24 protein-coding genes are annotated in these 23921 nt (G+C 71.9%); 14 read left to right on the top strand and 10 right to left on the bottom strand.

Annotated features, from left to right (window positions below; genetic code table 11):
- Positions 1 to 96 precede the first annotated feature (96 nt).
- Positions 97 to 1680 (top strand): peptide chain release factor 3, encoded by a 1584-nt coding sequence (locus Ade02nite_RS04225; protein WP_203760161.1) that lies wholly within the window; start codon positions 97 to 99, stop codon positions 1678 to 1680.
- Here Ade02nite_RS04225 and Ade02nite_RS04220 read toward each other — a convergent pair.
- Entirely contained in the window at positions 1663 to 2931 is a 1269-nt protein-coding gene (locus tag Ade02nite_RS04220; RefSeq protein WP_203760160.1) for a cytochrome P450, read from the bottom strand. The genes Ade02nite_RS04225 and Ade02nite_RS04220 overlap by 18 nt on opposite strands.
- Before the next feature lie 293 nt (positions 2932 to 3224).
- Here Ade02nite_RS04220 and Ade02nite_RS04215 point away from each other — a divergent pair, with 293 nt between their 5' ends.
- From Ade02nite_RS04215 to Ade02nite_RS04200, 4 genes are read left to right on the top strand one after another with little or no spacing between them, the layout of a single operon-like run.
- Positions 3225 to 4034 carry an ABC transporter substrate-binding protein gene (locus Ade02nite_RS04215; protein ID WP_203760159.1) on the top strand — a complete coding sequence of 270 codons (810 nt, stop codon included), beginning with the start codon at positions 3225 to 3227 and terminating at the stop codon, positions 4032 to 4034.
- The gene (locus Ade02nite_RS04210) at positions 4031 to 4792 is read left to right on the top strand and encodes a class I SAM-dependent methyltransferase (RefSeq protein ID WP_203760158.1); all 762 of its coding nucleotides are present in this window, start codon (positions 4031 to 4033) and stop codon (positions 4790 to 4792) included. Before Ade02nite_RS04215 ends, Ade02nite_RS04210 begins: the two co-directional genes overlap by 4 nt.
- Positions 4789 to 5799, top strand: a complete 1011-nt coding sequence (locus Ade02nite_RS04205; protein WP_203760157.1) for a FecCD family ABC transporter permease — start codon at positions 4789 to 4791, stop codon at positions 5797 to 5799. Before Ade02nite_RS04210 ends, Ade02nite_RS04205 begins: the two co-directional genes overlap by 4 nt.
- On the top strand, positions 5796 to 6563 hold the full coding sequence (locus Ade02nite_RS04200) for an ABC transporter ATP-binding protein (RefSeq protein WP_203760156.1): 768 nt from the start codon (positions 5796 to 5798) through the stop codon (positions 6561 to 6563). Before Ade02nite_RS04205 ends, Ade02nite_RS04200 begins: the two co-directional genes overlap by 4 nt.
- Here Ade02nite_RS04200 and Ade02nite_RS04195 read toward each other — a convergent pair.
- Positions 6532 to 8757: a PQQ-dependent sugar dehydrogenase gene (locus Ade02nite_RS04195; RefSeq protein ID WP_239168508.1), complete on the bottom strand. Its 2226-nt coding sequence runs from the start codon at positions 8755 to 8757 to the stop codon at positions 6532 to 6534. The two genes, Ade02nite_RS04200 and Ade02nite_RS04195, sit on opposite strands and share 32 nt — an antisense overlap.
- 135 nt (positions 8758 to 8892) lie before the next feature.
- Between Ade02nite_RS04195 and Ade02nite_RS04190 the strand changes: the two genes are divergently transcribed.
- Both Ade02nite_RS04190 and Ade02nite_RS04185 read left to right on the top strand, forming a co-directional pair.
- Positions 8893 to 9966, top strand: coding sequence for a hypothetical protein (locus tag Ade02nite_RS04190; RefSeq protein ID WP_203760155.1), 1074 nt, complete (start codon positions 8893 to 8895; stop codon positions 9964 to 9966).
- A 79-nt stretch (positions 9967 to 10045) separates the two neighbouring features.
- Positions 10046 to 10411: a putative quinol monooxygenase gene (locus tag Ade02nite_RS04185; protein WP_203760154.1), complete on the top strand. Its 366-nt coding sequence runs from the start codon at positions 10046 to 10048 to the stop codon at positions 10409 to 10411.
- Here the strand turns inward: Ade02nite_RS04185 and Ade02nite_RS04180 are convergent.
- Together Ade02nite_RS04180 and Ade02nite_RS04175 are read right to left on the bottom strand one after the other, a co-directional pair.
- Positions 10391 to 10774 (bottom strand): VOC family protein, encoded by a 384-nt coding sequence (locus Ade02nite_RS04180; RefSeq protein WP_203760153.1) that lies wholly within the window; start codon positions 10772 to 10774, stop codon positions 10391 to 10393. The genes Ade02nite_RS04185 and Ade02nite_RS04180 overlap by 21 nt on opposite strands.
- An 818-nt stretch (positions 10775 to 11592) precedes the next feature.
- Positions 11593 to 12456 carry a helix-turn-helix transcriptional regulator gene (locus Ade02nite_RS04175; protein ID WP_203760152.1) on the bottom strand — a complete coding sequence of 288 codons (864 nt, stop codon included), beginning with the start codon at positions 12454 to 12456 and terminating at the stop codon, positions 11593 to 11595.
- Between the two features lie 130 nt (positions 12457 to 12586).
- Here Ade02nite_RS04175 and Ade02nite_RS04170 point away from each other — a divergent pair, with 130 nt between their 5' ends.
- Positions 12587 to 13492 (top strand): oxidoreductase, encoded by a 906-nt coding sequence (locus Ade02nite_RS04170; protein WP_203760151.1) that lies wholly within the window; start codon positions 12587 to 12589, stop codon positions 13490 to 13492.
- Here Ade02nite_RS04170 and Ade02nite_RS04165 read toward each other — a convergent pair.
- Genes Ade02nite_RS04165 through Ade02nite_RS04155 form a run of 3 tightly spaced genes read right to left on the bottom strand, consistent with a single transcriptional unit; the run spans position 13483 to position 15126 of the window.
- Positions 13483 to 13920, bottom strand: a complete 438-nt coding sequence (locus Ade02nite_RS04165) for a type II toxin-antitoxin system VapC family toxin (RefSeq protein ID WP_203760150.1) — start codon at positions 13918 to 13920, stop codon at positions 13483 to 13485. The genes Ade02nite_RS04170 and Ade02nite_RS04165 overlap by 10 nt on opposite strands.
- Positions 13920 to 14198: a FitA-like ribbon-helix-helix domain-containing protein gene (locus Ade02nite_RS04160; RefSeq protein ID WP_239168507.1), complete on the bottom strand. Its 279-nt coding sequence runs from the start codon at positions 14196 to 14198 to the stop codon at positions 13920 to 13922. Before Ade02nite_RS04160 ends, Ade02nite_RS04165 begins: the two co-directional genes overlap by 1 nt.
- Before the next feature lie 22 nt (positions 14199 to 14220).
- Positions 14221 to 15126 (bottom strand): N-acetylglucosamine kinase, encoded by a 906-nt coding sequence (locus tag Ade02nite_RS04155; RefSeq protein WP_203760149.1) that lies wholly within the window; start codon positions 15124 to 15126, stop codon positions 14221 to 14223.
- 86 nt (positions 15127 to 15212) lie between these two features.
- Between Ade02nite_RS04155 and Ade02nite_RS04150 the strand changes: the two genes are divergently transcribed.
- The 6 genes from Ade02nite_RS04150 to Ade02nite_RS04125 are packed head-to-tail and all read left to right on the top strand — an operon-like array spanning position 15213 to position 22142.
- Positions 15213 to 16136, top strand: a complete 924-nt coding sequence (locus tag Ade02nite_RS04150) for a MurR/RpiR family transcriptional regulator (RefSeq protein WP_379035587.1) — start codon at positions 15213 to 15215, stop codon at positions 16134 to 16136.
- A gap of 28 nt (positions 16137 to 16164) precedes the next feature.
- A complete protein-coding gene (locus Ade02nite_RS04145) occupies positions 16165 to 17496 on the top strand; it encodes an extracellular solute-binding protein (protein ID WP_203760147.1) in 1332 nt (443 codons plus the stop codon).
- Positions 17493 to 18458, top strand: a complete 966-nt coding sequence (locus Ade02nite_RS04140) for a carbohydrate ABC transporter permease (protein ID WP_203760146.1) — start codon at positions 17493 to 17495, stop codon at positions 18456 to 18458. The genes Ade02nite_RS04145 and Ade02nite_RS04140 overlap by 4 nt, the downstream gene beginning before the upstream one ends.
- Entirely contained in the window at positions 18455 to 19282 is an 828-nt protein-coding gene (locus tag Ade02nite_RS04135; RefSeq protein ID WP_203760145.1) for a carbohydrate ABC transporter permease, read from the top strand. The genes Ade02nite_RS04140 and Ade02nite_RS04135 overlap by 4 nt, the downstream gene beginning before the upstream one ends.
- Before the next feature lie 3 nt (positions 19283 to 19285).
- Positions 19286 to 20887, top strand: coding sequence for a beta-N-acetylhexosaminidase (locus Ade02nite_RS04130; protein WP_203760144.1), 1602 nt, complete (start codon positions 19286 to 19288; stop codon positions 20885 to 20887).
- 10 nt (positions 20888 to 20897) lie between these two features.
- Positions 20898 to 22142, top strand: a complete 1245-nt coding sequence (locus tag Ade02nite_RS04125) for a hypothetical protein (RefSeq protein ID WP_203760143.1) — start codon at positions 20898 to 20900, stop codon at positions 22140 to 22142.
- Between the two features lie 49 nt (positions 22143 to 22191).
- On the opposite strand, the gene Ade02nite_RS04120 is transcribed toward Ade02nite_RS04125, so the two are convergent.
- The 3 genes from Ade02nite_RS04120 to Ade02nite_RS04110 all read right to left on the bottom strand — a co-directional run bounded on the left by Ade02nite_RS04120 (position 22192) and on the right by Ade02nite_RS04110 (position 23731).
- On the bottom strand, positions 22192 to 22440 hold the full coding sequence (locus Ade02nite_RS04120; RefSeq protein ID WP_203760142.1) for a hypothetical protein: 249 nt from the start codon (positions 22438 to 22440) through the stop codon (positions 22192 to 22194).
- Between the two features lie 39 nt (positions 22441 to 22479).
- Positions 22480 to 23019: a hypothetical protein gene (locus tag Ade02nite_RS04115; protein WP_203760141.1), complete on the bottom strand. Its 540-nt coding sequence runs from the start codon at positions 23017 to 23019 to the stop codon at positions 22480 to 22482.
- Positions 23020 to 23104: 85 nt separating this feature from the next.
- The gene (locus Ade02nite_RS04110) at positions 23105 to 23731 is read right to left on the bottom strand and encodes an RNase H family protein (protein WP_203760140.1); all 627 of its coding nucleotides are present in this window, start codon (positions 23729 to 23731) and stop codon (positions 23105 to 23107) included.
- Positions 23732 to 23921 lie beyond the last annotated feature (190 nt).

Raw genomic sequence — 23921 nt, 5'->3', positions numbered from 1 at the left:
CGGCCGGCGGCTCCCCGGGGGCCCGGCCTGCTGATCACGCGGGGGCGAGACGAGGTAACGTCGTCAGGTTGCAGGCGGGAGCTTAGGGAGCGGATCGTGAGTCAGAACGTGCTGGCGGCGTCGGGAGTCGCCGTTCAGGCGGGCCGGAGGCGTACGTTCGCGGTGATCTCGCACCCGGACGCCGGCAAGTCGACGATGACCGAGGCGCTGGCCCTGCACGCACGGGTGATCGGCCAGGCGGGCGCCGTGCACGGCAAGGGCGACCGCAAGGGCGTGGTCTCCGACTGGATGGAGATGGAGCAGCAGCGCGGCATCTCGGTCACCTCGGCGGCGCTGCAGTTCTCGTACCGCGACGTGGTGATCAACCTGCTCGACACGCCGGGGCACGCCGACTTCTCCGAGGACACCTATCGGGTGCTGACCGCGGTGGACAGCGCGGTGATGCTGCTGGACGCCGCGAAGGGCCTGGAGCCGCAGACGCTCAAGCTGTTCGAGGTGTGCCGGCAGCGCGGCATCCCGGTGATGACCTTCATCAACAAGTGGGACCGTCCGGGCAACGACGCGCTGGCGCTGATGGACGAGATCGAGCAGCGGATCGGGCTCAAGCCGACCCCGCTGACCTGGCCGGTGGGCATCGCCGGCGACTTCCACGGCGTGATCGACCGCCGCACCGGCCGGTTCGTACGGATGCAGCGCTCCCCCGGCGGCGCCGAGCTGGCCATCGAGGAGGAGATGGGCGCGGACGAGGCGGCCGAGCGGTACGGCGCCGACTGGGCCACCGCGGTCGAGGAGCTCGACCTGCTGGCGATGACGGGCGCCGACCACGACCAGGAGACGTTCCTGGCCGCGACGAGCACGCCGGTGCTCTTCGGCGCCGCGGTCGCCAATCTCGGCGTACGGCAGCTGCTCGACATCCTGGTGGAGCTGGCCCCGCCGCCGTCGGCCCGGCCCACCGCCGCCGGCACGCAGCAGCCGGTCGACGGCTCGTTCTCCGGGTTCGTCTTCAAGATGCAGGCGAACATGAACCGCGCGCACCGCGACCAGGTCGCGTTCATGCGGGTCTGCTCGGGCCGGTTCGAGCGCGGCATGGTGGTCACCCACGCGGGCACCGGCAAGCCGTTCGCCACCAAGTACGCCCAGCAGATCTTCGGCCGGGGCCGCGAGACGATCGACGAGGCGTACCCGGGTGACGTGGTGGGTCTGGTCAACGCGACCTCGCTGGGCATCGGCGACACCCTCTACACCGGCGATCCCGTGCGGTTCCCGCCGTTGCCGTCCTTCCCGCCCGAGCACTTCGCGGTCGTGCGCACCGACGACACCTCGGCCTTCAAGCGCTTCCGGCGCGGCATCGAGCAGCTCGACGGCGAGGGCGTCGTGCAGGTGCTGCGCTCGGATCAGCGCGGCGACCAGGCGCCGGTCTTCGCCGCCGTGGGCCCGATGCAGTTCGAGGTGGCCACCCACCGGCTGGAGGCCGAGTTCGGGGTGAAGGTGCGCCTGGAGCACCTGCCCTACGAGCTGGCCGCCCGCACCGACGCGGCGGGCCGCGAGATCCTGCGGACCGAGTCGAACGTCGAGGTCATGACCCGGGTACGCGACGACGCGCTGCTCGCCGTCTTTCCGCACCGCTGGCGCATGCGCACGATCGCCGGCCGGCACCCCGGCCTACGCCTCGACGAATAGCCGGACCGGCAGCGCCTCCAAGCCGAAGACGATCGAGGCGCGGCGCATCGGCAGCTCGGCCGGATCGATCGCCGGGCGCATGGCCGGGAAGCGGCGCACCAGGGCCGGATAGGCGGTGCGCAGCTCCATGCGGGCCAGCTCGGCGCCGACGCAGCGGTGCAGCCCGTGGCCGAAGGCCAGGTGGGAGCGGCTGGTGGGGCGCCCCGCGTCGATCTGGTCCATGCCGGGGCCGAGGACCTCGTCGCGGTCGGCGGCGCTCAGCGAGCACATGACGATGTCGCCGGCCTTGATGCGCACGCCCGCCACCTCCAGGTCGCGGACCGCGAAGCGCGGGAACCCGACCTGCACCACCGTGAGGTAGCGCAGCAGCTCCTCGACCAGCGCGTCGGCCGGCTCGCCGGCGCGCAGCGGATCGGCGAGCGAGGGCTGGGTCATCAGCACCAGGGAGCCGAGCGCGAGCATGCTGGCGCTGGTCTCGAGCCCGCCGGTGAGCACGCCGTCGGCCAGCCCGGCCAGCTCCTGGTCGCCGAGCTCGTCGCCGTGCGCGCGGATCAGCGACCCGATCAGCCCGTCGCCCGGGTCGGCGCGCTGGGCCGCGACCAGGCTGCGCAGGTAGGCGCGCGACTCGTTGATCGCGTCGAGCGGCGCGTAGGCCCCGTCGCCGAGGTCGAAGCGGGCCGTGCTGAACTCCTGGACGAGGGCGCGGTCGGCGTACGGGACGCCGAGCAGCTCGCAGATGGTCAGCGCGGGCACCGGCAGGGCGAACTCCTGCAACAGGTCGACCGGGCCGGTGGCGCTCGCCATCGCGTCGAGCCGTTCGGCCACGATGGACTCGATGCGCGGCTGCAACCGGGCCAGCCGGCGCATGGTGAACTCGGGCGTGACCAGCCGGCGCAGCCGCGTGTGCATCGGCGGGTCGGTCATGCCGAGGCCGCCGGGCTGCTCCCCCGCCGTCAGCCCGACGCCCGCGGCGAAGCGGCCGAAGTCGTTGCTGAAGCCCTCGGCGCTGCCCAGCACGGCCCGCACCGGCTCGTAGCCGGTGACCAGCCACGCGCGGATGCCCATGGGCAGCGGCAGCCGGCTGACCGGGGCGCGCTCGCGCAGCTTGGCCATCTCGGGCACCGGGTCGAGCCCGTCGCGGTAGAGCGGGAAGAGCGAGCTGTCCGGCAGCGAGGACAGGGACATCGAGGCTTTGCCGGCACCGAACCGGCGGGCGATCCACCCCAACAGGCGCAGGCGCACAGGAACCATGTCGCCCTCCAGACAGCCGTTGTTCACCCCCGTGAGGGGCTGCGTCTCCGATCGTCGTCCCGAGATCTTGGCGGCGCAGTGAGGCCGGTCACGGAGCCCCGGTTTGACCAGCGAAAGCCCGTCACAGTACGTTGCCGAACATGAAAACGGTTTTCATTGCCTTAACGACGGCGGGGCTCCTGGCTGGGTGCACGGCCGCCGAGGGAAGCGCGGCACCGGAAGCGCAGGCGGTGACGGTCAGCAACTGTGGGACGACGGTCACTGTCACAGCGTCCCCACAGCGAGCGGTCACGATGGAGCAGAACGCCACCGAGATCCTGCTCAGCCTCGGCCTCGGCGACCGGATGGCCGGCACCAGCTACCAGACCGACCCGGTGCTGCCGTCGCTGAAGACCGCGTACGACGGCGTCCCGGTCCTCGCCAAGCTCTATCCGTCGCGCGAGAAGGTGCTCGAGGCGCGGCCCGACTTCGTCTATTCCACCTTCACTTCCGCGTACGCCGGCGACGCCGCCGGCCCGCGCGCCGACCTCGCGAAGCTGCGCGTGCCCGCGTACCTCTCCCGGTTCGCGTGCGAGAAGGACCCGGCGGCGTTCGGCTTCGACGGCCTCTTCGCCGAGATCGAGGAGGTGGCGACCCTGTTCGGCGTGCCCGAGCGCGGGCAGCGCCTGGTCGCCGAGCAGCGGGCGAAGCTGGACGCGGCGCTGAAGGGCGAGCACGGCGACACCTCGCTGCTCTGGTACTACTCCGGCACGAGCACGCCGTACGTCGCCGGGCCCGGCGGTGTGCCCGCCGCCGTCACCGAGAAGCTCGGCGCGCGCAACGTCTACGCCGACGCGAAGCAGACCTGGCCCGCCGGCGCCTGGGAGCAGATCGCGGCCCGGAACCCGGACGTGATCGTGCTGGCCGACCTCACCCGCGGCGGCGACGGCGACAGCGCTCGGTCCAAAATCGACTTCCTGAGGAAGAACCCGGTCACCTCGAAGCTGGACGCGGTGAGGGCCGGGCGGTTCATCACCGTGCCGGGCTCCTCGATGGACCCCTCCGTGCGCAGCGTCTCTGCCGCGGAGCAAGTCGGCGCCGGCCTCGCGGAGCTGGGCCGATGAGCGCGCTCACCGCCGGCACCGCCACGCGCCTGCTGCGCGCCTGGGACGAGCAGCAGTCGGCGTACGTGGCCCACCGCGAGAACCGCTTCGCCGTCATGCTCGACGTGCTGCGGCTGAGCTTTCCCGGCGGGCGGCCACACGTGCTCGACCTGGCGTGCGGGCCGGGCGCGATCTCGCGCCGGGTGCTGGAGACCTTCCCGGAGGCCCGGGTCACCGCCGTCGACTACGACCCGATCCTGCTGCGCATCGCGGCCGGGGCGCTGGCGGAGTTCGGCGACCGCGCCCGGGTGCTCGACGCCGACCTGATCGCCCCGGAGTGGACCGCGGGCGTCGGCAAGGTGGACGCGGTGCTCACCTCGACCGCGCTGCACTGGCTCTCCCCCGCCCAGCTGCTCGCCGTCTATCAGGCGGCCGCCGAGCTGCTGCCGCCCGGCGGGTTCCTGCTCAACGCCGACCACCTGCGCTTCGACGACCGCTCGCCGGCCCTGCGCGACCTGTCGGCCCGCCACGACGAGCAGACCCAGCGGGCCGGGTTCGCCGCCGGGGCGCTCGACTACGCCGCCTGGTATGCCGAGGCGGCCCGCGAGCCGGGCCTCGCGGCGCTGGTGCCGGTGCGGGAGAAGCGGTTCGCCGACCGGCCGCCGCAGCCGCTCGCCCCGCTGGAGTTCCACCTCGCCGCGCTGCGGACGGCGGGCTTCGCCGAGGCCGGCACGGCCTGGCAGTACCTCGACGACTACGTCGTCCTCGCGCGACGGTGACGGGCGCCAAAGCGGCGCTGCCCGTGGCGGGGGCGGCGCTGCTGCTCAGCGTCTGCGTCTCGGTGACCATCGGGGTGGCGGACCTGGGCGCGGCCGACGTGCTGCGGACGTTCGCCGCGCACGCCGGGCTGCCGGTGCGCGGGCTGCCGCCGCTGGAGGACAGCATCGTGTGGGACCTGCGCACCCCGCGGGTCCTGCTGGCCGGCATCGTCGGCGCCGGCCTGGCGGTGTGCGGGGCGGTGCTCCAGGCGCTGACCCGCAACCCGCTGGCCGACCCCTACCTGCTGGGCATCTCGGCCGGTGCCTCCACCGGCGCGGTCGCCGTGCTCGTGCTCGGTCTCGGCGCCGGCGCGGTGGCGCTGTCGGCGGGCGCCTTCGCGGGCGGCGTTGCGGCCTTCGCGGCGGCCGTGCTGCTCGCCGGCCGGCGGTGGACCGAGCCGTCGCGCATCCTGCTCGCCGGGGTGGCCACGGCGCAGCTGTTCTCGGCGCTGACCAGCCTCGTCATCGTCGGGCAGGCGAGCCCCGACACCACCCGCAGCGTCATGTTCTGGCTGCTCGGCTCGCTCACCGCGGCGTCGTGGCCGGCGGTCGCCCTCGCCGCGTCGGCCGGCGGCGTGGCCGTGCTGGCGTGCTGGGCGGCCGCGCCGGCGCTGGACGCCTTCGCGTTCGGCTCCGACGTGGCCCAGACGCTGGGCTTCTCCCCCGCCCGGGTCCGCGCGCTCCTCTTCGCGGTGACCGCCCTGCTGGCCGCCGTGCTGGTCGCGGCGAGCGGCGCGATCGGCTTCGTCGGGCTGATCGTGCCGCACGCGGTGCGCCGGCTCACCGGCTCGCGGCACCGCCTGCTGCTGCCCGCCTGCGCGCTGGCCGGTGCGGTCCTGCTGATCTGGGCCGACACCGCCGCGCGGACCGTCTTCGCGCCGCAGGAACTGCCGGTCGGGGTGGTCACCGCGCTGCTCGGGGTGCCGGCGTTCGCGATGCTGCTGCACCGATCGGGCAGGGCGTCATGAGGGTACGGGCACAGGACGTCGACCGGCGCATCGGCGCCACCACTCTGCTCGCCTCCGTGACGCTCGACGCTCCCCCGGGCAGCACGGTCGGCCTGCTCGGGCCGAACGGCTCGGGCAAGTCGACGCTGCTGCGGGTGCTCGCCGGCCTGGACCGGCCCGACGGCGGCCGGGTGCTGCTCGACGAGACCGACCGCACCGCCCTGCCCCGCCGGGCGGTGGCCCGCCGCGTCGCGGTGGTGACCCAGCACGAGCCCACCGAGGCGGACATGACCGTCGCCGACGTGCTGCTGCTGGGCCGCATCCCGCACCGGCCGCTGCTGGCGCCGGTCGGCGCCGACGACGTACACCGCGTGTCCGCCGCCCTCGACGGCGCGGGCCTGGCCGGGTGGGAGCGGCGCCGGTGGGCCTCGCTGTCCGGCGGCGAACGGCAGCGGGTCGCCATCGCCCGCGCGCTGCTGCAGGAGCCGGACGTGCTGCTGCTCGACGAGCCGACGAACCACCTCGACATCCGGCACCGGTTCGCCCTGCTCGCCGACCTGGCGCGGGCGCCGGTCACCGTGGTGGCCGCGCTGCACGACCTCGACCTGGCCGGCCAGTACTGCGACCGGATCGTGCTGCTCGCCGCCGGCCGCGTGGTGGCCGCGGGCACACCGGCGCGGGTGCTGACCGAGGAGTCGATCGCCGAGGTCTTCGGGGTCGGTGCTGACGTGATGCCGGGCCCCGGCGGGCGGGTCAGGATCCTGCTGCGGTCGCTCGCGGTGTGAGCAGCGTGATGCGCGAGGCGCCCAGCTCCGTCACGTACAGGAAACCGGTCGTCTGATCCTGGGTGAGATCGAGGGGCTGGCTGAACCCGGTGAAGCCGGTGATGCCGGTCGTGCGGTTGGACAGGGCGCCGGACGCGCTCACGTCGAAGGTCTCGATGTCCTGCCCGGCCGAGTAGCGCACCACGAGCAGCTTGCCGTCGAGCGCGCCGCCGCGATATTCGATGACGCCGTTCGCGGAGGCGTGCAGGCCCGCGTCGGTCATGCCGGCCAGATGCAGGTTGGGGTCGGGCGCGGTGCCCACCGGGTAGGCGCCGACCTGGAAGGGGTCGGTGCCCGCGGTCGGGTTGCCGCCGGCCAGCACCCACTCGCAGCGCAGCGGGTTCGGGTGGCCGTAGTAGCGGCCCGGCCGCACGTCGAAGACGTAGTCGGTCTCGGCGGTGGGTACGTTGGTCAGCGCGGGCACGACCGGGCCGGTGTAGCCGCGCCGGGCACACGAGGCGGGCAGGGTGGCCGGGGTCGCGGGGGTGTTGCCGCCGGCGGCCGAGCCGTTCGTCGGGGCGTACAGATGGCCGTTGCGGTGCCACACCAGATCGAAGGCGTTGCGTACGCCGGTCGCGTACAACGTCAAGGGCGCGCCCACCGCGTACGGGTCGTAGGTGCCGCCGTCCCCGGTCTTCACGTTCAGCGGCGTGCCGGCCGGGAGCCGGGCCGGGTCCAGCCGCAGGACGGCGGCGCTGAGCAGCCGCTCCGGACGGTTGCCCCAGGTCGAGTCGGGTGCGCCCATGGCGTTGTTGGCGCCCTGCGACACATAGAGCGCGCCGTCCGGCCCGAACGCCAGCGAGTTGGTCTCGTGGTCCTTCACCGAGCGGGGCAGATTCACCACCATCGGCGTGTACGTGCTCAGGTCCGTCCCGCTGAGCCGGCCGATCCGCCCGGACCAGTCGGGCACGTCGAGCGGCCCCACGTACTCGTAGTTGTCGGTCACCCAGAGGATCGGCGCGGCGGCCGTCGACGCGGGGTCGAAGGCCATCCCGATGATCGTGCGGGCCGGTGCGCCCGGCAGGCCCAGGGCGGCGGCGTTGTTCCGCACGGCATTGATGACCGTCGGCGTGCCGAGGGTGCCGCCGGTGTTGATCGGGAAGCGGAAGACGCGGCCGTCGAGCGTGCCCGCGTACACCCTGTTGTCGGGTCCTTTGACCACGGTCGTGAAGGGCGCCCCGGTGGCCACGCCGACGGTCTTGTCGAAGGCGGCCGGTCCGCCGGTGCCGCCGCCGCTGCCGGTGGTGAAGACGATCGAGTACGGCGCGAACGGCTTGCCGGTCACATCGGTCACGCCGGCCGTCACCGAGAAGCGGTACGCGGTGAGCGGCGCGAGTGGCGCGGTCGGCGACAGGTTGATGACGTCACCGCCGCCGCTGGTGATCGTGGTCGCGGGCACGGGCGCGCCGTCCGGCACCCGCGTCAGGGTCACCGTCGACGACGTCAGCGAGGCGGCCCGCACGCCACCGTTCGGCAACACGAGGTCCTCGACGACGCTGGTGGTCACCGGCACGCCGGTCGCGCCGTTCGCGGGCGTGCTCGCGCGTACGGCGGGAATGGTCTCGGCTCCGGCGACGGCGGTGATGTCGGCGTACGCGAACTTGGTGTTGACCCCGCCCGCCGGGCTGATCGTGAGCTTGCCGTCGGTGACCCGCACGGTCCGCGTGGCGGTGGCGAACTTGGTGCCGCTGGTGGGAACGAAGGCGGCGATCGCGTTCTGGTCCTCGACCGACACCCAGTGCTTGCTGTCCACGGCGGTGCCGGCGTCACCGACCGCCACGGTCACGGTGTAGAGGCCGGCCGGCACGGCGGCCTCCCACGCGCCGGGCGTGGCGACCCCGGCCGACCCGGCGGGCAGCTGAGCGTGCATGAAGGTGGCGAGCCGCGGATCGGCCTGCCCGGCGGCGGGGTTGCGGTTGCGCCCGTTCCCGGTGAGGTCGACCGGCGTGCCCTCGCCGAGATCGACCCACCCGTAGCCGCGCGCGGCGGTGAAGGCACCACCCGAGTCCCGCACATACCCGGCGGCCGGCGCCGTCGCGGCATCGGAGAAGTCCACCTTGAAGGGCAGCGCAACCGCCGCCTCGGCCGGCCGGGCCGGCACGACGAGCCCGGCGAGCACGAGAGCCGCGATCACTGTCCATTGGCGACCGCCCATGGACGACAACGTCGCACATCGCCGGCGCCGCGGGCCTCACCCCGTCTCCCATCCGGTCTCATCCGGGAAATGCGACAAGCGGCTCACGTCTACACTCATCGGCGATCGTCGGGGAGGTCGCTGATGAAGCGTGTGATGACGGGATTTCTGGCCGTTCTGGTCACCCTGACGGCAGCCTGCTCGGGCGGGGCGGAGGGATCCGGCGCGGGCACCGGGGCGGCCGAGACGCTGGGGCTCTATTCCAGTGGCGTTCGCGAGGGGCCGGTCTCGCGGCTCGGGCTGCCGGCGACCGAGCTGAAGGACGCGCTTCTGGTCAGCCCGCACCAGACCATCAAGTTCGCGCGGTGGGCGGTGGCCCGCGAGCTGACCGGCGAGCAGCTCACCGCCGCGGGACTCGATCTCAAGGGCGGCGACGGGCTGCCGGCCTCGGCCGGTGAGGTGCGGGCGCCGGAGGGACACGAGCTGTTCATCGTGGACGCCGACGACCCCAAGATGCTCGCGCCCTCGCAGAACGGTGTCATGCAGAAGGTCAGCTTCACGCTCGTGGTGGGCGGGCAGAGCCGGCCGCTGGGCAACAGACTCGTCGCGTACAACACGCGGGACGCGCTGCTGGCGGTCGTCCCGGTGGGGGCCGAGGTGCGGCTCGATCTGACGGACGAGGGCCGCACCCAGTCGCTGGATCTGCGCACCGGCAAGCGGATCAACGCGGCGGCCGGGCTCTATCCGGTGCGGGAGGCGAGGACCAACCTGCAGGAGGTGTGGCGATACCGGGGCAGCACGTACACCACGGTCAGCGTCTCCCTCAAGGCGGAGTTCACGTCGTGGACCGAGAAGAAGGGCTGGGCTTCGGCGGGCCGCGCCTGGCTGACCGGCACGGTGTCGGTCACCGCCGGCGCCGTCAAGGTGCCCGACATGGCGAAGGCCGTGCAGGTGCCCGTACCGGTCGAGGTGGATCTCGGCAAGGCGCTGCGCTTGTCCGGGCAGGGCGTGCCCGCGCGGCTCTTTCCGGCCGGGACCTCCGCGCTCGCGGTCGACCTCGGCTTCCAGCCCGGCACCCCGGAGGAGGCCTACAGCCAGGCGTTCGCCGTCGAGGTGCCGGAGAAGCTGTCGACGTTCGGCGCGGCGTTCGCCGTCGATCTGACCAAGTCCGGGTACGTGCGGGACGCCGGCCTGTCGGACGCGTCGCGGACGGTGACTATCGAGCGCTAGCGCCCCGACGTGGTGCTGAAACGCAGCGGCCAACGAGCGCGACGACCTCCGACGCCAAGCGGCATGGTGCAATGGGGCGATGACCATCTTCGTGCGCGCGCGCTTCGAGGCGCGGGCCGGCCGGCGGGCGGACTTCGAGGAGATCGTCCTGGCCTTGACGGCGCGAGCGGCGGAGGAAGCCGGCACCCTCAGCTATCGCTGGTTCGCGCCGGATCACGGCGGCTATCTCGTCATCGAGCAGTACGCGGACACGGCGGCCGCCCTGGCTCACAACGAACGGTCGGCCGACCTGCTCGCCCGTGTCGAAGACAGCGCGGAGATGGTGTTCGCGGAGCTCTACGGCACGCTCGGTCCCGAGTTGCTCGCCTGGGTGGCCGCCCATCCCCAGGTGACGGCCTACCCGGACTTCACCGGACGGGCCGGCTCAACGACGGCGCAGGGGTGACTCGTCGCCCACGAGCCAGAGATGCCCGTACGGATCGAAGAAGCCGCCTTGCCGGTGTGTCCCCCACGGCGCTTCGTGGTCTCGTACAGGATCGTGGTAATCCGCCCCCGCAGCCGCGGCGCCGGCGGCGAACGAGTCCGGGTCGTCCACGAAGACCTCGACGCGCACCGTCGTGGTGCCCAGCTCGGCGGGGCTCTCCCATCGGTTGTTCTCCGGCTGGGCCAGGAAGAACGGCGCCCCGCCCACCTCCAGGCCGATCACCGAGCCGAGGTTCCACAGCTCGGTGGCGCCGAGAGCGCGCTGATACCAGGCGGATGCCGCGGGAGCGTCCGGCACCGCGAGCATCAGCGAGATGGCGGTCACGAGCCGCACGATACGCGCCGGAAGTCACACCCGCAGCCCGTGCACTGGCTGATCGACGACATGTCCTGGGACCGGCGTCACCCCGGCGATGACATCGGCACCCTCCTCGCCGGCACCGACGTCGCTCACGCGGCGGCTGACGCCCACCGACTCATGACCCGCCACGGCCGGACTGCGCGGCCCTGCCTCGCTGACCAGCGGCCCAGCCGGCCGGCACGCGGATCGCGCCGGATCCTCGGTGGTGCCGGCGGGTTACCTCGAGCGCTGCTCGAATTGGGGCCTGCCGTCCAGTTCGCGTGCTTGTGCGACCATGCGATCGAGACGCCGATTTCGGGCCGCCTGCGCAATGGAAGAGGCAACTCCGCCCACTACGCACACGGCTGCCGCCCAAATCCAGGAGCCGAAGTCCCAATTTCGTACCACCGCGACGGCGCTGACGACCGCAATCGAAACCACAGCGACCAACGCGCCGGTCCAAGGCGACTTCGCGGCACCGATACTCATAGCTGTACTTTTGTCCCCACGGAAACTCGGCTGACCCACCTCGGCATCAGCGGACCAAGATCATGAACGCAGTTCACAACCGGAGTCAAATCCTCAAGAATGACGCCGCCGCTCCGTACTGAAGCGTTTTTCATGTGCTTCCGACAGATCCGGATCTCCGACGGCTGATTGTCGTTCGCCGACCCTCGACAGCTTTCCTGCCGCTCAATGCAGGGTCGGCACCGCTTTTCTCCTCCCCTGTATCGGCTGGCGCAGAGGGGCGGGCGCGTCAGGCTGGGGCCGTGATCACCATCCTGATCTGCCGGCGGGAGTGGTCACCGGGTGGAGCGGGTCGCGTGCAGGGACGCCAAGATTTGCAGGCGGTCCGCGTCGGGGCTGCCCGGCTCGGTGGTGAAGACCAGCATGACCGGGCCGGGGTTGCCGGGCAGGGGGTAGGTGTCCCAGTCGAGGACGATGGCGCCCACCTCGGGGACCTGGAAGGTCTTGGTGCCGCTGACCGATTCGCGTACGTCGTGCCGGGCCCACAGCCGCCGGAAGTCGGCGCTGCGGATGGTCAGCTCGCCGATGACGGCGGTGGCTCGGGGGTGGGTGGGGTCGGTGGCCACGGCGGCGCGCATCATGCCGATGTAGTCCAGGGCCTGCCGCTCCCAGTCCGGGCAGGTGCGCCGGCCGGTCAGCGTGTCGTCGAACATGAGCAGGAGCATGTTGAGCCGGTCGGGCGGGTAGCCGTCCGGGTCGCCGAGCAGCGCCTCGGCCATCGGGTTCCAGTCGAGCAGGTCGAGATGCCGGCTCAGCACGACCGCCGGGGTGTCCATCACCCGGAGCAGCCGCCGCGTGCTGTCCGGCACCCGGTCCGGCTCGCGCCCCGCTCGGGCGGCCGCCGGGCGGCGGGCGGCGCGGGCCAGGGTGAACAGGTGCCGGCGTTGCTGACCGTCGAGGCCGAGCGCGGCGGCGAGCGCGTCCAGGACGTCGTCGGACGGGCGCACCTCCCGGCCCTGTTCCATCCGCTGGTAGTAGTCGGTGCTCAGCCCGGCGAGCAGGGCCAGCTCCTCGCGCCGCAGCCCAGTGACCTTGCGCCGGCCGCCCGGCTCCAGGCCGACGTCGCGCGGGCGGAGCTGACCCCGCCGGGCGCGCAGGAAGTCGCCGAGCTCACGGGCGTACGGATTGGGGCTGTTCATGCCGCAAGTGTGCCGCGGCCGGCGGCGCCGAAGGTAGGTCCCGCAGACCTAGGCAACGGGGTACGACCGAGCCGGCCCGGATCGCTCCTAGCGTCGACGGTCTCACCGCACCGACCCCGAGGAGCAGCAGATGACAGGGTGGACCGCCGACCTCATCCCCGGCCAGCGCGGCCGGATCGCCGTCGTGACCGGCGCCAACTCGGGCCTCGGCCTGGTCACCGCCACCGAGCTGGCCCGGCACGGCGCCCGCGTCGTGCTGGCCGTCCGCAACCTCGCCGCCGGCGAAAAGGCCGCCCGGCGGATCGCCGGCGACGTCGAGGTGCGCGAGCTGGACCTGGCCTCGCTCGCCTCCGTGCGGGCCTTCGCGGCGAAGCTGGCCGCCGACCACCCGGCGATCGACCTGCTCGTCAACAATGCCGGCGTGGTGCTGCTCGGGCCGCGCCGCACCTCCGCCGACGGCTTCGAGCTGCACCTGGCCACCAACATGCTGGGCCACTTCGCCCTGACCGGGCTGCTGCTGAGCAATCTGGCCGCGGCGCCGGCGGCCCGGGTGGTCAGCCTCAGCTCCATCACCCACAAGGGCGCGCATCTCGACTTCGACGATCTGATGTACGAGCGTGACTACCGGGCCGCCGCCGCGTACGGCCGGTCCAAGCTCGCCACCACGATCTTCGGCATCGAACTGGACCGCCGGCTGCGCGCCGCCGGGTCGCCGATCGTCAGCGCGCTGGCCCATCCCGGCCTCACCCGCACCAACCTCACACCCCGCGCCTGGGAGCACCGCGGCCGGCTCGGCCGCGTGATCGCGCGGCTGGGCCTGCTGGCCACCCAGCCGGTGGATCGGGGCGCGCTGCCGCAGCTGCGCGCCGCAACCGATCCGGGCGTACGCGGCGGTCAGTTCTTCGGCCCGGCCGGCCTCGGGGAGACGCGGGGCCGGGTCACCGAGGCGCGGCTCAGCCAGGAGGCCGCCGACCCGGCCGCCGGCGAGCGACTCTGGGCGGCGGCCGAGGAGCTGACCGGCGTCAGCTATCTCTGATCGCGCCCTCGCGTCTCCTGCCACGGATCAACGAGGGCGATGCCCGTCTCGGTGAAGTCTTTGATGTTGCGCGTGGCCAGGGTCGCGGCGCGAGAGCGGCAGATTGCGGCAATCTGACCGTCGAACCCACTGATCGGATTGCCGTCTCTCTCGCGGCCGGCGACCACGTCCGCGTACGCGGTGGCAGCAGCGAGGTCGAAGGGCAGCACCTGGCGCGGAAACGCCGCGAAGATCTCGTCGGCGGCTTGGTGCAGTGTGTGCCTACGCCGGCCTTCTGGTAGCCGCGCGATGCCATAGCGGATCTCGGCAACGGTCACCGCTGTGGTGTAGAGCCCAGTGCTCGACGTCTGTTGAAGCCACGCGAGCACAGCCGGTTCGGGCGCGGCACGCATGAGCTCGGAGACGACGTTCGTGTCGAGGACGATCATCACTCGCTGAGGTCCGCCGCGCGCGGCGAGGTGGTTCGGGCAGGAACCTCCAGGTCCACGCCCCCGAGCTGGGTGAACCGCTCGGTCAACGCACTGAAGAGGTCGTTCTGCGGTCGCTCGTCCTCGGTGGCGGCCGCCGTGAGGATCAGGCGGATCTCGGCCTCCATGGAGCGGCCGTGCCGGGCCGCGCGCTGACGAAGCTTCTCCTTCACGGAGTCGTCGAGGTCTCTGATGCTCAGGGCCGCCATGGCTCGTCCCTCCTCGTCGGGTCTCTCCACGTCGGGCGCGGTGCTAGCAATGCTAGCGCACCCGTGGCCCCAAAAGCGCCTCGTGCAGTGCCGTAGGGGTGAGCGGGCTCAACGGCCGAGCCGCGAGCCAGGCGGCGCCGGCGGCGGGGTCCCGGGCCGTGCGGGGGTGCAGGCCGCGGGCCCGGAGGGCGCCGAGGACGCCGTCGCGCACGGGGGTGTCGCAGGCCAGAAGGCCGCCGCCCAGCACGATCGGGCCGTCGGCGCCCAGGTCGTCGAGGGTGTGCACCAGGTGGGCGACGGCCTCGGCGACGAGGGCTGTCGCGTGGGGGTCGCCCGCTCGGGCAGTCTCGCAGACCAGGGGGGCCAGGTCGCCGATCTCGTTCCAGGGCAGGGCCTGCGCCCAATAGACCATCTCGTCGGCCGTGGCCACGCCCACCTGGGTGGCCACGCGGGCGGCGAACGGGGTGGACCACGTTCGTACGGCCGTGCGGACCGCCCGCAGGCCCAGCCAGCGGCCCGAGCCCTCGTCGCCGAGCAGCCAGCCCAGGCCGTCCGAGGTGCGCTCGACGGCGCCGGCGCGCACCGCGGCGGCTATCGCTCCGGTGCCGGCGATGAGGACCGCGCCGTGCGGGGCGGGGGTGCCCGAGGCGAAGGCCGTCACCACGTCGCCGGTGACCGTGACGGGGGCGGTCACGCCGAGGGCGGCCAGCGCGGGCGCGAACTGGGACGCCGTGGCGGGGCCGGCTATGCCGAGGGTGGCGGCGCCGATCTGCTCGGGGGGCCGCCCTTGCAGAGCGTCGCGCACGGCGGCGGCCACCGACGCGGCGGCGCGGGCGGGGCCGGCGGTGAGCGGGTTGCCGGGGCCGGCCTGGCCTCGGCCGACGACGGTGCCCGTGGTGGTGGCGACCACCGCGCGTGAGGAGGTGCCGCCCGCATCCACTCCGACCACCAACGTCATGGCCCCGATCGAAGCACAGACAAAAGTTGTTGACTAGTTCACCCTTCGGTCGTAATTTTCATCGGCAACAGCAGCTGATGAAAAGGATGACCGACGTGACGGGTGAAAGCGGCGGGCTGCTCGGCCGCCTGCGGATCGAGGGGCCCGGCATGCCGGAGGCCCTGGCGCGGATCGCCGAGACGATCCTGGCCGACCCGGAGGCCGCGGCGCACGCGAGCATCGTCGACCTCGCCGAGCGGTCCGGCACCTCGACGGCGACGGTCACCCGGTTCAGCCGCACGCTGGGCTTCAAGGGGTACGCGAACCTGCGCGTGGCCGTGGCGACCGAGACCGGGCGGGCCGAGCAGGCCCGTTGGGAGACCGACATCAGCGGCGACATCGCCCCGAGCGACCCGCTGACCGAGGTGCTCGGCGTGGTCACCGCCGCCGACACCCGGGCCATCCACGACACCGCGGCCGCGCTCGACATGGCCGCCGTCGACCGGGTCGCCGCCGCGATCGCCGGCGCGAAGCGGGTCGAGCTCTTCGGGCTGGGCAGCAGCGGCACCTCGGCGCGCGAGATGGCGTTCCGCCTGGAGCGCATCCGGGTGCCGGTGTGGCACCGGCCCGACTCGCACACCGCGCTCACCAATGCCGCGCTGCTGCTGCCCGGGGACGTGGCGATCGGGCTGTCGCACTCCGGGCGTACCCGTGAGGTCATCGAAACGCTCGCCGAGGCGGCCGACCACGGCGCGCTCACCGTCGCGGTCACCAGCTACAGCCGCTCGCCGCTGGCCGAGGTCGCCGACGTCGTCTTCACCACCGCGGTGCAGGAGACGACGTTCCGGCTCGCCGCCCTCTCCGCGCTCCACTCCCAGCTGCTGGTCCTCGACATGATCTACGTGGCGGTGGCCCAGCGCACCTACGAGCGCACGGCCGACGCGCTCGAGCTGACCGTTCGTGCGGTGGACGCCCACAGGCTCCCCGAGAAGATGCCGACCCGCTACCGCGGCCGCGGCAAGAACCAGTGAAAGATTCCCCCCTCCACGAGGAGTCATCATGCGGTCCACCCGCTATATCGCAGCACTCGCCCTGAGCACCACCGCCCTTCTCAGCCTGAACGCCTGCAGCAGCGACGGAAACGGCGGCTCCGGCGGTGACAGCGCCGCCGCCGCGGTTCCCGCCGTCAAGGGCGACGGCAAGACCCTCACCGTCTGGGTGATGGACGGCGACTACACCCCGGAAACCCTCGACGCCATCAACGCCAAGTTCACCGCGGACACCGGCGCCAAGGTGGACCTCCAGATCCAGCAGTGGGACGGCATCACCACCAAGATCAGCACGGCGTTGTCCACCTCGGGCACGCCGGACGTGCTCGACCTCGGCAACACCCAGGTGCCCGGCTTCGCCGCGAACGGCGGCCTGCTCGACCTGACGAAATACAAAGACGACCTGAGGCAGGGCCGCACCTGGCTGGCCGGCCTGGAGGAGCCCGCGACGGTCGACGGCGCGCTCTACGCCGTGCCGGGCTTCGCCGGCGCCCGCGCGGTCATCTACAACAAGAAGACCTGGGCCGCCGCCGGCGTCACCGCGGCGCCGGCGTCGTACACCGAGCTGACCGCCGCCCTCGACAAGATCAAGGCGAAGAACCCGGCCGCCGACTTCTCCCCGTTCTACCTGCCGGGCCAATACTGGTTCGCGGGCCTCCAGTTCCTCTGGGACGCCGGCGGCGACATCGCGACCAGCGAGGGCGGCGCCTGGAAGGGCGGCTTCTCCACCCCGGCCGGGCAGAAGGGCCTGACCGACTTCAAGACCTTCCAGAACGCGTACTCCACCGCCGCCTCCCGCACGCTGGACACCCTCCAGCCCGACCAGACGCAGCTCTTCGCCGACGGCAAGACCTCGGCGATCCTGGCCACCAGCGGCTCGATCGGCCTGATCCAGAAGGCCAACCCCCAGATCAAGACCGAGGACATCGGTACGTTCCCGCTGCCGGGCGTCTCCGGCAAGGCCCAGCCGGTGATGCTCGGCGGCTCCGACTGGGGCATCGCCGCCAAGAGCGACGCGCACGACCTCGCGCTGCAGTGGACGAAGATCGCCGCGAGCCCCGAGATGCAGGACAAGTGGGTCTTCGGCAAGGACGGCTGGATCCCGAACAGCACCGAGGGCATCCAGGCCGCCCAGCCGAGCCTGGACGAGCAGCAGAAGGGCTTCTTCACCGCCGCCCTGACGTCCAAGGCGACACCGGCCGCCGCGCAGTGGCCGACCCTGGAGGGCGACAAGAGCGTCAACCAGCTCTTCTCCGCCGTCGCCTCCGGCGCCAAGACCCCCGAGCAGGCGGCCAAGGACTTCGACGCGCACCTCGGCGAGACTCTCGCCGGCGGTAAGTGACCACCGTGATCACCGGCGCGGCCGGCGCCCCGCCGGCCGCGCCGGCCCCGCCCGCGCCCCGGTCCCGCCGCACCCGGCGCGGCCTCGCCCCCCTGTTCCTGCTGAGCCCGGCCGGCCTCGTGCTGGCCCTGGTGACGCTGGCGCCGATCGGGTTCCTGGTCTACACGTCGTTCACCGACTACAACCAGCGGTCGCTGTTCACCGGCGCGTACCACGCCGTCGGCCTGGACAACTACACCGAGCTGCTGGGCAGCGGCGCGTTCTGGGCCTCGCTGGTGCGCACGGTGCTGTTCACCGCGGCGATGGTGGCCGGCAGCGTCCTGACCGGCATGGGCGTCTCGCATCTGCTGACCCGGCTGGGCCGCGGCTGGCGCTACACGGTCACGGTGGTGCTGATCGTCGCGTGGGCCATGCCGAACGTGGCCTCGTCGCTGGTGTGGAACTGGCTCTTCCAGCCTGGCTACGGCGTGGTCAACTGGGGTCTCGACCAGCTGCGCGTCTTCGGGGACACCACGAGCCTCGACTGGGCGCAGGACCCCGCGCGGGCGTACGTGGTCATCTGGCTCCTGATCGTCTGGCAGGCGGTCCCGTTCATCGCGCTGACGCTGAACGCGGCCGAGACGCAGGTGCCGCGCGAATACCTGGAGGCGGCGCGGATGGACGGCGCCACCGAGCTCGCCGTCTACCGGATCATCACGCTCAACCACCTGCGGCCGACGCTGCTGCTGGTCACGATCCTGTCGGTGATCTGGGACTACAACGTGTTCAACCAGATCTGGCTGATCTCGCGGGGCGGGCCGGGCGACGCCACCAGCACGCTCGGCGTCTACACGTACAAGACCGCGTTCGTCGGCTTCCACATCGGGCAGGGCGCGGCCATCTCGGTCGTCACGACGCTGCTGCTGCTCGGCCTGACCGCGGTCTACATCCGCAACCTGCTCAAGGCGGGAGAGGACCTGTGAAGCACAAGCGGCGATGGATCGCCAACACTCTCGCGGCCGTCTTCTGCCTGGTGTGGGCGTTCCCGGTCTACTGGATGGTCAACACGGCGTTCAAGCCCCGGCCCGAGGTGATGACACCGACGCCGCACTTCGTGCCCGAGCACCCGACGCTCGACAACTTCGTCAAGGCGGTGACCCAGGAGCAGTTCCTCACCAACCTGCGCAACAGCGTCATCGTGGTCGTGCTGACCGTCATGGTCTCGATCGTGCTGGGCATCTTCGCGGCCGCCGCGCTGTCCCGGTTCCGGTTCCGCGCCCGGCGGCTGATCATGGTGGTGATCCTGGCGGTGCAGATGCTGCCCGGCACGGCGCTGCTGATCCCCATGTTCGTCATGTTCAACCAGCTCGACCTGCTCGGCACGTACGCGGCCCTCGTGCTCGCCTACGTGGCGACCGTCCTGCCGTTCTCGATCTGGGTGATGCGCGGCTTCTTCGTCACCATCCCGGCCGAGATCGAGGAGGCCGCCCGGATGGACGGCGCGAGCACCTGGCGCGTGCTCACCAGCGTCCTGTTCCCGCTGGTCGCGCCCGGCGTCATCTCGACCGGCATCTTCGCGTTCATCGCCGCGTGGAACGACTACCTGTTCGCGTACACGTTCATGCAGGACCAGAGCCGCTACACCCTGCCGGTCTGGCTGGCGTCGTTCACCAACCCGCACACGGGTACGGACTTCGGCGGCCAGATGGCGGCGTCCGTCCTGTTCTCCGTACCCGTCGTCGTCTTCTTCTTGATCATCCAGCGCAACCTGGTGGCCGGGATGTCCGCCGGCGCCGTGAAGGGCTAGACCTTGCTGATCCCCGCTCCGCTCTCGTTCGTCCCCGGCCGGGGCGAGCTCGTCCTCGACCACAGCACCACCGTCTCGGCCGAAGAACCGCTCGGCGGCGTCCTGATCTGGCTGCAGCAGGCACTACGGCCCGCCACCGGGCTGCCGCTGCGCGAGGCGCCGGCGGGGACCATCAGGCTCGGTCTGGCCGACCTGGGCCCCGAGGAGTTCCGGCTGAGCGTCACGCCGGACGGCGCCACCGTCGAGGGTGGCGGGCCGGCGGGCGTGTTCTACGGCTGTCAGGCGCTGCTCCAGCTGCTGCCGCCCGAGGTGTACCGGCGCGCGCCGGTGACCGGGCGGCGCTGGGCGGTCGCCGCGGCCGAGGTGCACGACAAGCCCCGCTTCGGCTGGCGCGGCGCGATGCTCGACGTGGCCCGGCACTTCATGCCCAAGCACGACGTGCTGCGCTTCATCGACCTGATGGCGATGCACCGGCTCAACACGCTGCACTGGCACCTCACCGACGACCAGGGCTGGCGGCTCGAGATCAAGCGCTATCCGCGGCTCACCGAGGTGGGCGCGTGGCGGCGGGAGAGCCAGGTCGGCGCGGCCCGCGACGCGCCCGGCGACGGCCGCCCGCACGGCGGCTTCTACACGCAGGACGACGTACGGGAGATCGTCGCGTACGCGGCGGAGCGGTTCGTCACCGTGGTGCCCGAGATCGAGTCGCCCGGGCACGTCCAGGCGGCCCTGGCGGCGTACCCGGAACTGGGCGTCACCCGGCAGCCGTTGGAGGTCTGGACGCGCTGGGGCATCAACAACAACGTCCTCAACACGGAGGAGTCCACGGTGGACTTCTTCCGCGGCGTGCTCGACGAGGTGCTGGAGCTCTTCCCGGCGCGCCACATCGGCGTGGGCGGCGACGAGTGCCCGCGCGACCAGTGGCGCGACGACCCGCGCACCCAGCAGCGCATGGCCGAGCTCGGCATCGCCACCGAGGAGGGCCTGCAAGCCTGGTTCATCGGGCGCCTCGACGAGCACCTGAGCGCCGCCGGCCGCCGCCTCTTCGGCTGGGACGAGATCCTGGAGGGCCACGACCTCTCGGCCGGCACGACCATCGCTTCGTGGCGCGGCCTGACCGGCGCGGCCCGGCGCGGCTACGACGTCGTCGCCTGCCCCGACGACCTGGCCTACCTCGACTACCGCCAGTCCGAGCTGCCCGACGAGCCGATCCCGGTGTCCATCCCGCTGACCCTGCGCGACGTGTACGCGCTCGACCCGGTGCCGGCCGGCCTGACCGAGGACGAGGCCCGGCACGTGCTCGGCGGCCAGGCCAACATCTGGACCGAGCACGCCGACTCGCCCCGCACCGTCGACTACCTGGTCTTCCCCCGCCTCTGCGCGATCGCCGAGGCGCTGTGGGGACCGGCCGCCCGCGACTTCGCCGACTTCGAGCGCCGGCTGCGCCACCACCTGCTCCGGCTCGACGCGCTCGGCGTCGAGTACCGGCCGGCCGACGGCCCCCGTCCCTGGCAGCGGCGCCCCGGCGTGCCCGGCCGCCCCGACACCCGCGAGCAGCGGGCCGCGCACATCGCCCGGCTCGTCGCCACCATCAGCGCTACCTGAGGAGCCCGCCGTGCCCTTCAACCCCCGCCGCCGCGACGTCCTGCTCGGCGCCTCCGGCACCCTCACCGCGGTGCTGACCGGCGCCCTCCTGCCCGCACCGGCCTCGGCCTCGGCCTCGGCGACGAGCTGGACCGCCGGCGCGAGCCCGTCGTCGGTCGGCGCGGCCTTCGACTTCCTGACGGCCACATTCGACGAGTACGGGTCGGGAAGCGCGCTCCGCGTCCCGCGCAGCTACACCGGCGGCTTCTTCGAGACGCCCACCTGGACGTTCGTGTCGTCCTTCGCGTACGACGACGCGCTGGTCATCATGGCGTGGCTGGCCCGGGGCGACGTGCGGCGCGCCACGATCCTCGGCGACACGCTGCTCTACGCGCAGGAGCACGACCCGATCGGCGACGGGCGCACCCGCGCCTCGTACCAGCCGGACTCCTTCACCACGCTGAACGGCACCCTCGACATCGGCTCGCCCGCCGCCTTCACCGGCAACCAGGCGTGGGTCGGCATGGCGTTCGCGCACCTGTACGCCCGTACCCGGCAGAAGCGGTTCCTGAAAGGCGCCCTGCGGGAGGCCGCGTGGATCCAGGACAAGACCTGGGACGGCGAACGGGCGCCGCACGGCTACACGGGCGGGCGCACGGCGGACGACCAGCCCACCACGTTCAAGGCCACCGAGCACAACATCGACGTGGGCGCGTTCCTCACCATGCTCGGCACGCTCACCGGCAACCGGGTCTGGCACGCCCGGGCCCGCGCCGCGTTCGCCTTCGTCGAGGCGATGCAGGACCGGCGCGGCGGCCACCTGTGGACCGGCACCGACCCCGACGGCACCACGACCAACCGCACGCCCATTCCGGAGGACGTGCAGACGTGGGCCCTGCTCGCCACCGGCGACCACCGCTACGACCGGGCGGTGACCTGGGTGCTCGACAAGCTCGCCGCCCTGGACGCCGGCGTCTACGGCGTCAGCTACAGCGACACCGACACGAGCAAGGTGTGGCTGGAGGGCACCGCGCACACCGCGCTGGCCCTGAAGGCCCGCGACGGCCGCGGCGACGCCCTGCTGAGCCGCAAACTGCTGTGGAACATCGGCCGGGCCCAGGCCACCACCCCGCACGGCGACGGACGCGGCGTCCCGGCCGCCTCCAGCGACGGCCTGGACACCGGTTTCGGCGACCTGTATCACGCGAGCCTGCACACCGGAGCGACGGCCTGGTACCTGCTGGCGGCGCTGAGCCGCAACCCGTTCCGGCTGTAGCGGGCGCTGTGTGCTCGCAGTAAAGCCCTCCCGAACTGGCCGGCCCCTGTCAATAGCGTCTTAGCGACACTTCATTGACTTTTTTTAAAAGGTGTGTGTTGAGCCGGGGCGCGGCCACCCACCCCAGGGCGGCGGCCACCACGGTGACGGCGATCAACGACCAGATCTGTGACACGTCGGGAGACTGGTCGAAGCCGGCGACAATCTTGAACGCCTCGGAGAAGGCGTTGGTCGCGGCGAAAAGCGCAGCGACAGTGGCCCGCTGGACGCGGTTCTCTGTCGGCCTTCTCCGCTGCACGATTGACAGTCTATTCGCGACTGCATGATCAGGGCTCGTTCACTTCGACTGCACGACCGTGAAGGGCGGTCGCACGCCCTCGGTGAGCTCGGCCGCCGCTTCCAGGGCCATCACCGCACGCTGCCGGCTGTCGAGGGGTGCTTGGGCCGTGGAGTGCAGCGACCCCAACGCGACGAGGTAGCCGGACCCCACAGCGGCATAACCGGAGATCGTGTGCCCGACCTGATAGTCGTCGCCGACCACATAGAGGCGCCCGCGAATGCCGACGAGGAACTGGCCGCCCTGCTCCTGTCCGTCCTCGGTCCGCGCATAACCGCCCCGGGAGAGACATTCCCGGACGGCGTCGATGAACGTGGTGGCCATGAACCGGTCGACGTCCCAGGTGTCGGGCTCGCCGACATTCAGCGAGTAGCGCAGCAGCTGCCCCATCCGATAGCTGGTCGTGAAGCCCATCAGATAGGGACCGACCTGAAACACCTTGGAATCGGAGCGCACCGCGACGTGCCACCCGTCACTCCCCGCCGAGTCACCGCCGACGGTGACGGTCCGCCCATCCGTAATCCCGACGATGCACGTCATGAAGCCACTGTCCATGGCCGGCGGCCCGATGCCAACCGGCACAGACCACGGCGGGGATGCGGAAATCCCACGGTCGTATTCCGATTCAGCAGGTCGGCCCGGCGGCAAGGAATGCCTCCGCAAGGCCGCGAGCGCGACTCTCGACTTCTCGCTGAGGCAGTTTGTCCTTGATCCAGCGCGCACCTAAACGGGCGAGGGAATCGGCGGCCTCATTGAGTGGATCTCCAGCATGTCCTTTCACGTGCTGCAACGTAAGATTTGCCGGCCGGCTCGCGATCAAAGTTCGAAGCTTCTCCATGGTCGGCGTGCGCACCCTGGAGCCCACATAGCCTCCGGGCATATCGACAGCGCCCTTCTTCCACCTTTCCAGAACGTCGAGAGCGTGCCGTGAGTCCAGGACTACGGTCACCGGCGCGGCGAGCTCATCGCCGCGGATCGCATACCAGACGGCGCGTAGCTCGGCAATCACTGCTAAGTCTTGACCTGCTTGACCTTCCAGCTGTGGGTACGGACCGCAGCCGTAACGCCCGCCGGTAGAAACGAACCCCCAGCCCGTCAGCCAGCCCTTTTGGCCCCATTGAGATTTGATCGCCTTTTGCAGAGCCGCACCGTCGGTGTAGATGAGGGCCGCGCCCGTCCAGTGAGATCGGACATCGCCCGTGACCACACGATTCTCATTGCCGCGCATGCCCGGCACTTTCTCGATCGCCACCGGCGTTCCCTCCTCCGACGCCCGCTACCTTCAAGGACCATACGTCTCATGCGGCCTCCTCTCTATGCGCCGGATAGGGAAGACTTTACGCCGGTTATCTACGGCGCCGGCCGACGGGAAACAATGCGGTGGATCTCAGAGGACGTCTGATTAAAGTATTTTGTGGTGTTATATGGTTTGGGGGTCTCGT

It is taken from the genome of Paractinoplanes deccanensis, assembly GCF_016862115.1.
Lineage (GTDB): Bacteria > Actinomycetota > Actinomycetes > Mycobacteriales > Micromonosporaceae > Actinoplanes > Actinoplanes deccanensis.
This window is presented reverse-complemented; position numbering and strand designations above follow the sequence as displayed.

Coding starts and splice junctions, on each gene's coding strand:
- Ade02nite_RS04115 (WP_203760141.1), bottom strand. CDS start 23,019: ATGACGTGCATCGTCGGGATTACGGATGGGCGGACCGTCACCGTCGGC.
- Ade02nite_RS04190 (WP_203760155.1), top strand. CDS start 8,893: ATGACGGGATTTCTGGCCGTTCTGGTCACCCTGACGGCAGCCTGCTCG.
- Ade02nite_RS04150 (WP_379035587.1), top strand. CDS start 15,213: ATGACCGACGTGACGGGTGAAAGCGGCGGGCTGCTCGGCCGCCTGCGG.
- Ade02nite_RS04215 (WP_203760159.1), top strand. CDS start 3,225: ATGGAGCAGAACGCCACCGAGATCCTGCTCAGCCTCGGCCTCGGCGAC.
- Ade02nite_RS04200 (WP_203760156.1), top strand. CDS start 5,796: ATGAGGGTACGGGCACAGGACGTCGACCGGCGCATCGGCGCCACCACT.
- Ade02nite_RS04170 (WP_203760151.1), top strand. CDS start 12,587: ATGACAGGGTGGACCGCCGACCTCATCCCCGGCCAGCGCGGCCGGATC.
- Ade02nite_RS04210 (WP_203760158.1), top strand. CDS start 4,031: ATGAGCGCGCTCACCGCCGGCACCGCCACGCGCCTGCTGCGCGCCTGG.
- Ade02nite_RS04185 (WP_203760154.1), top strand. CDS start 10,046: ATGACCATCTTCGTGCGCGCGCGCTTCGAGGCGCGGGCCGGCCGGCGG.
- Ade02nite_RS04175 (WP_203760152.1), bottom strand. CDS start 12,456: ATGAACAGCCCCAATCCGTACGCCCGTGAGCTCGGCGACTTCCTGCGC.
- Ade02nite_RS04145 (WP_203760147.1), top strand. CDS start 16,165: ATGCGGTCCACCCGCTATATCGCAGCACTCGCCCTGAGCACCACCGCC.
- Ade02nite_RS04195 (WP_239168508.1), bottom strand. CDS start 8,757: ATGGGCGGTCGCCAATGGACAGTGATCGCGGCTCTCGTGCTCGCCGGG.
- Ade02nite_RS04220 (WP_203760160.1), bottom strand. CDS start 2,931: ATGGTTCCTGTGCGCCTGCGCCTGTTGGGGTGGATCGCCCGCCGGTTC.
- Ade02nite_RS04165 (WP_203760150.1), bottom strand. CDS start 13,920: ATGATCGTCCTCGACACGAACGTCGTCTCCGAGCTCATGCGTGCCGCG.
- Ade02nite_RS04155 (WP_203760149.1), bottom strand. CDS start 15,126: ATGACGTTGGTGGTCGGAGTGGATGCGGGCGGCACCTCCTCACGCGCG.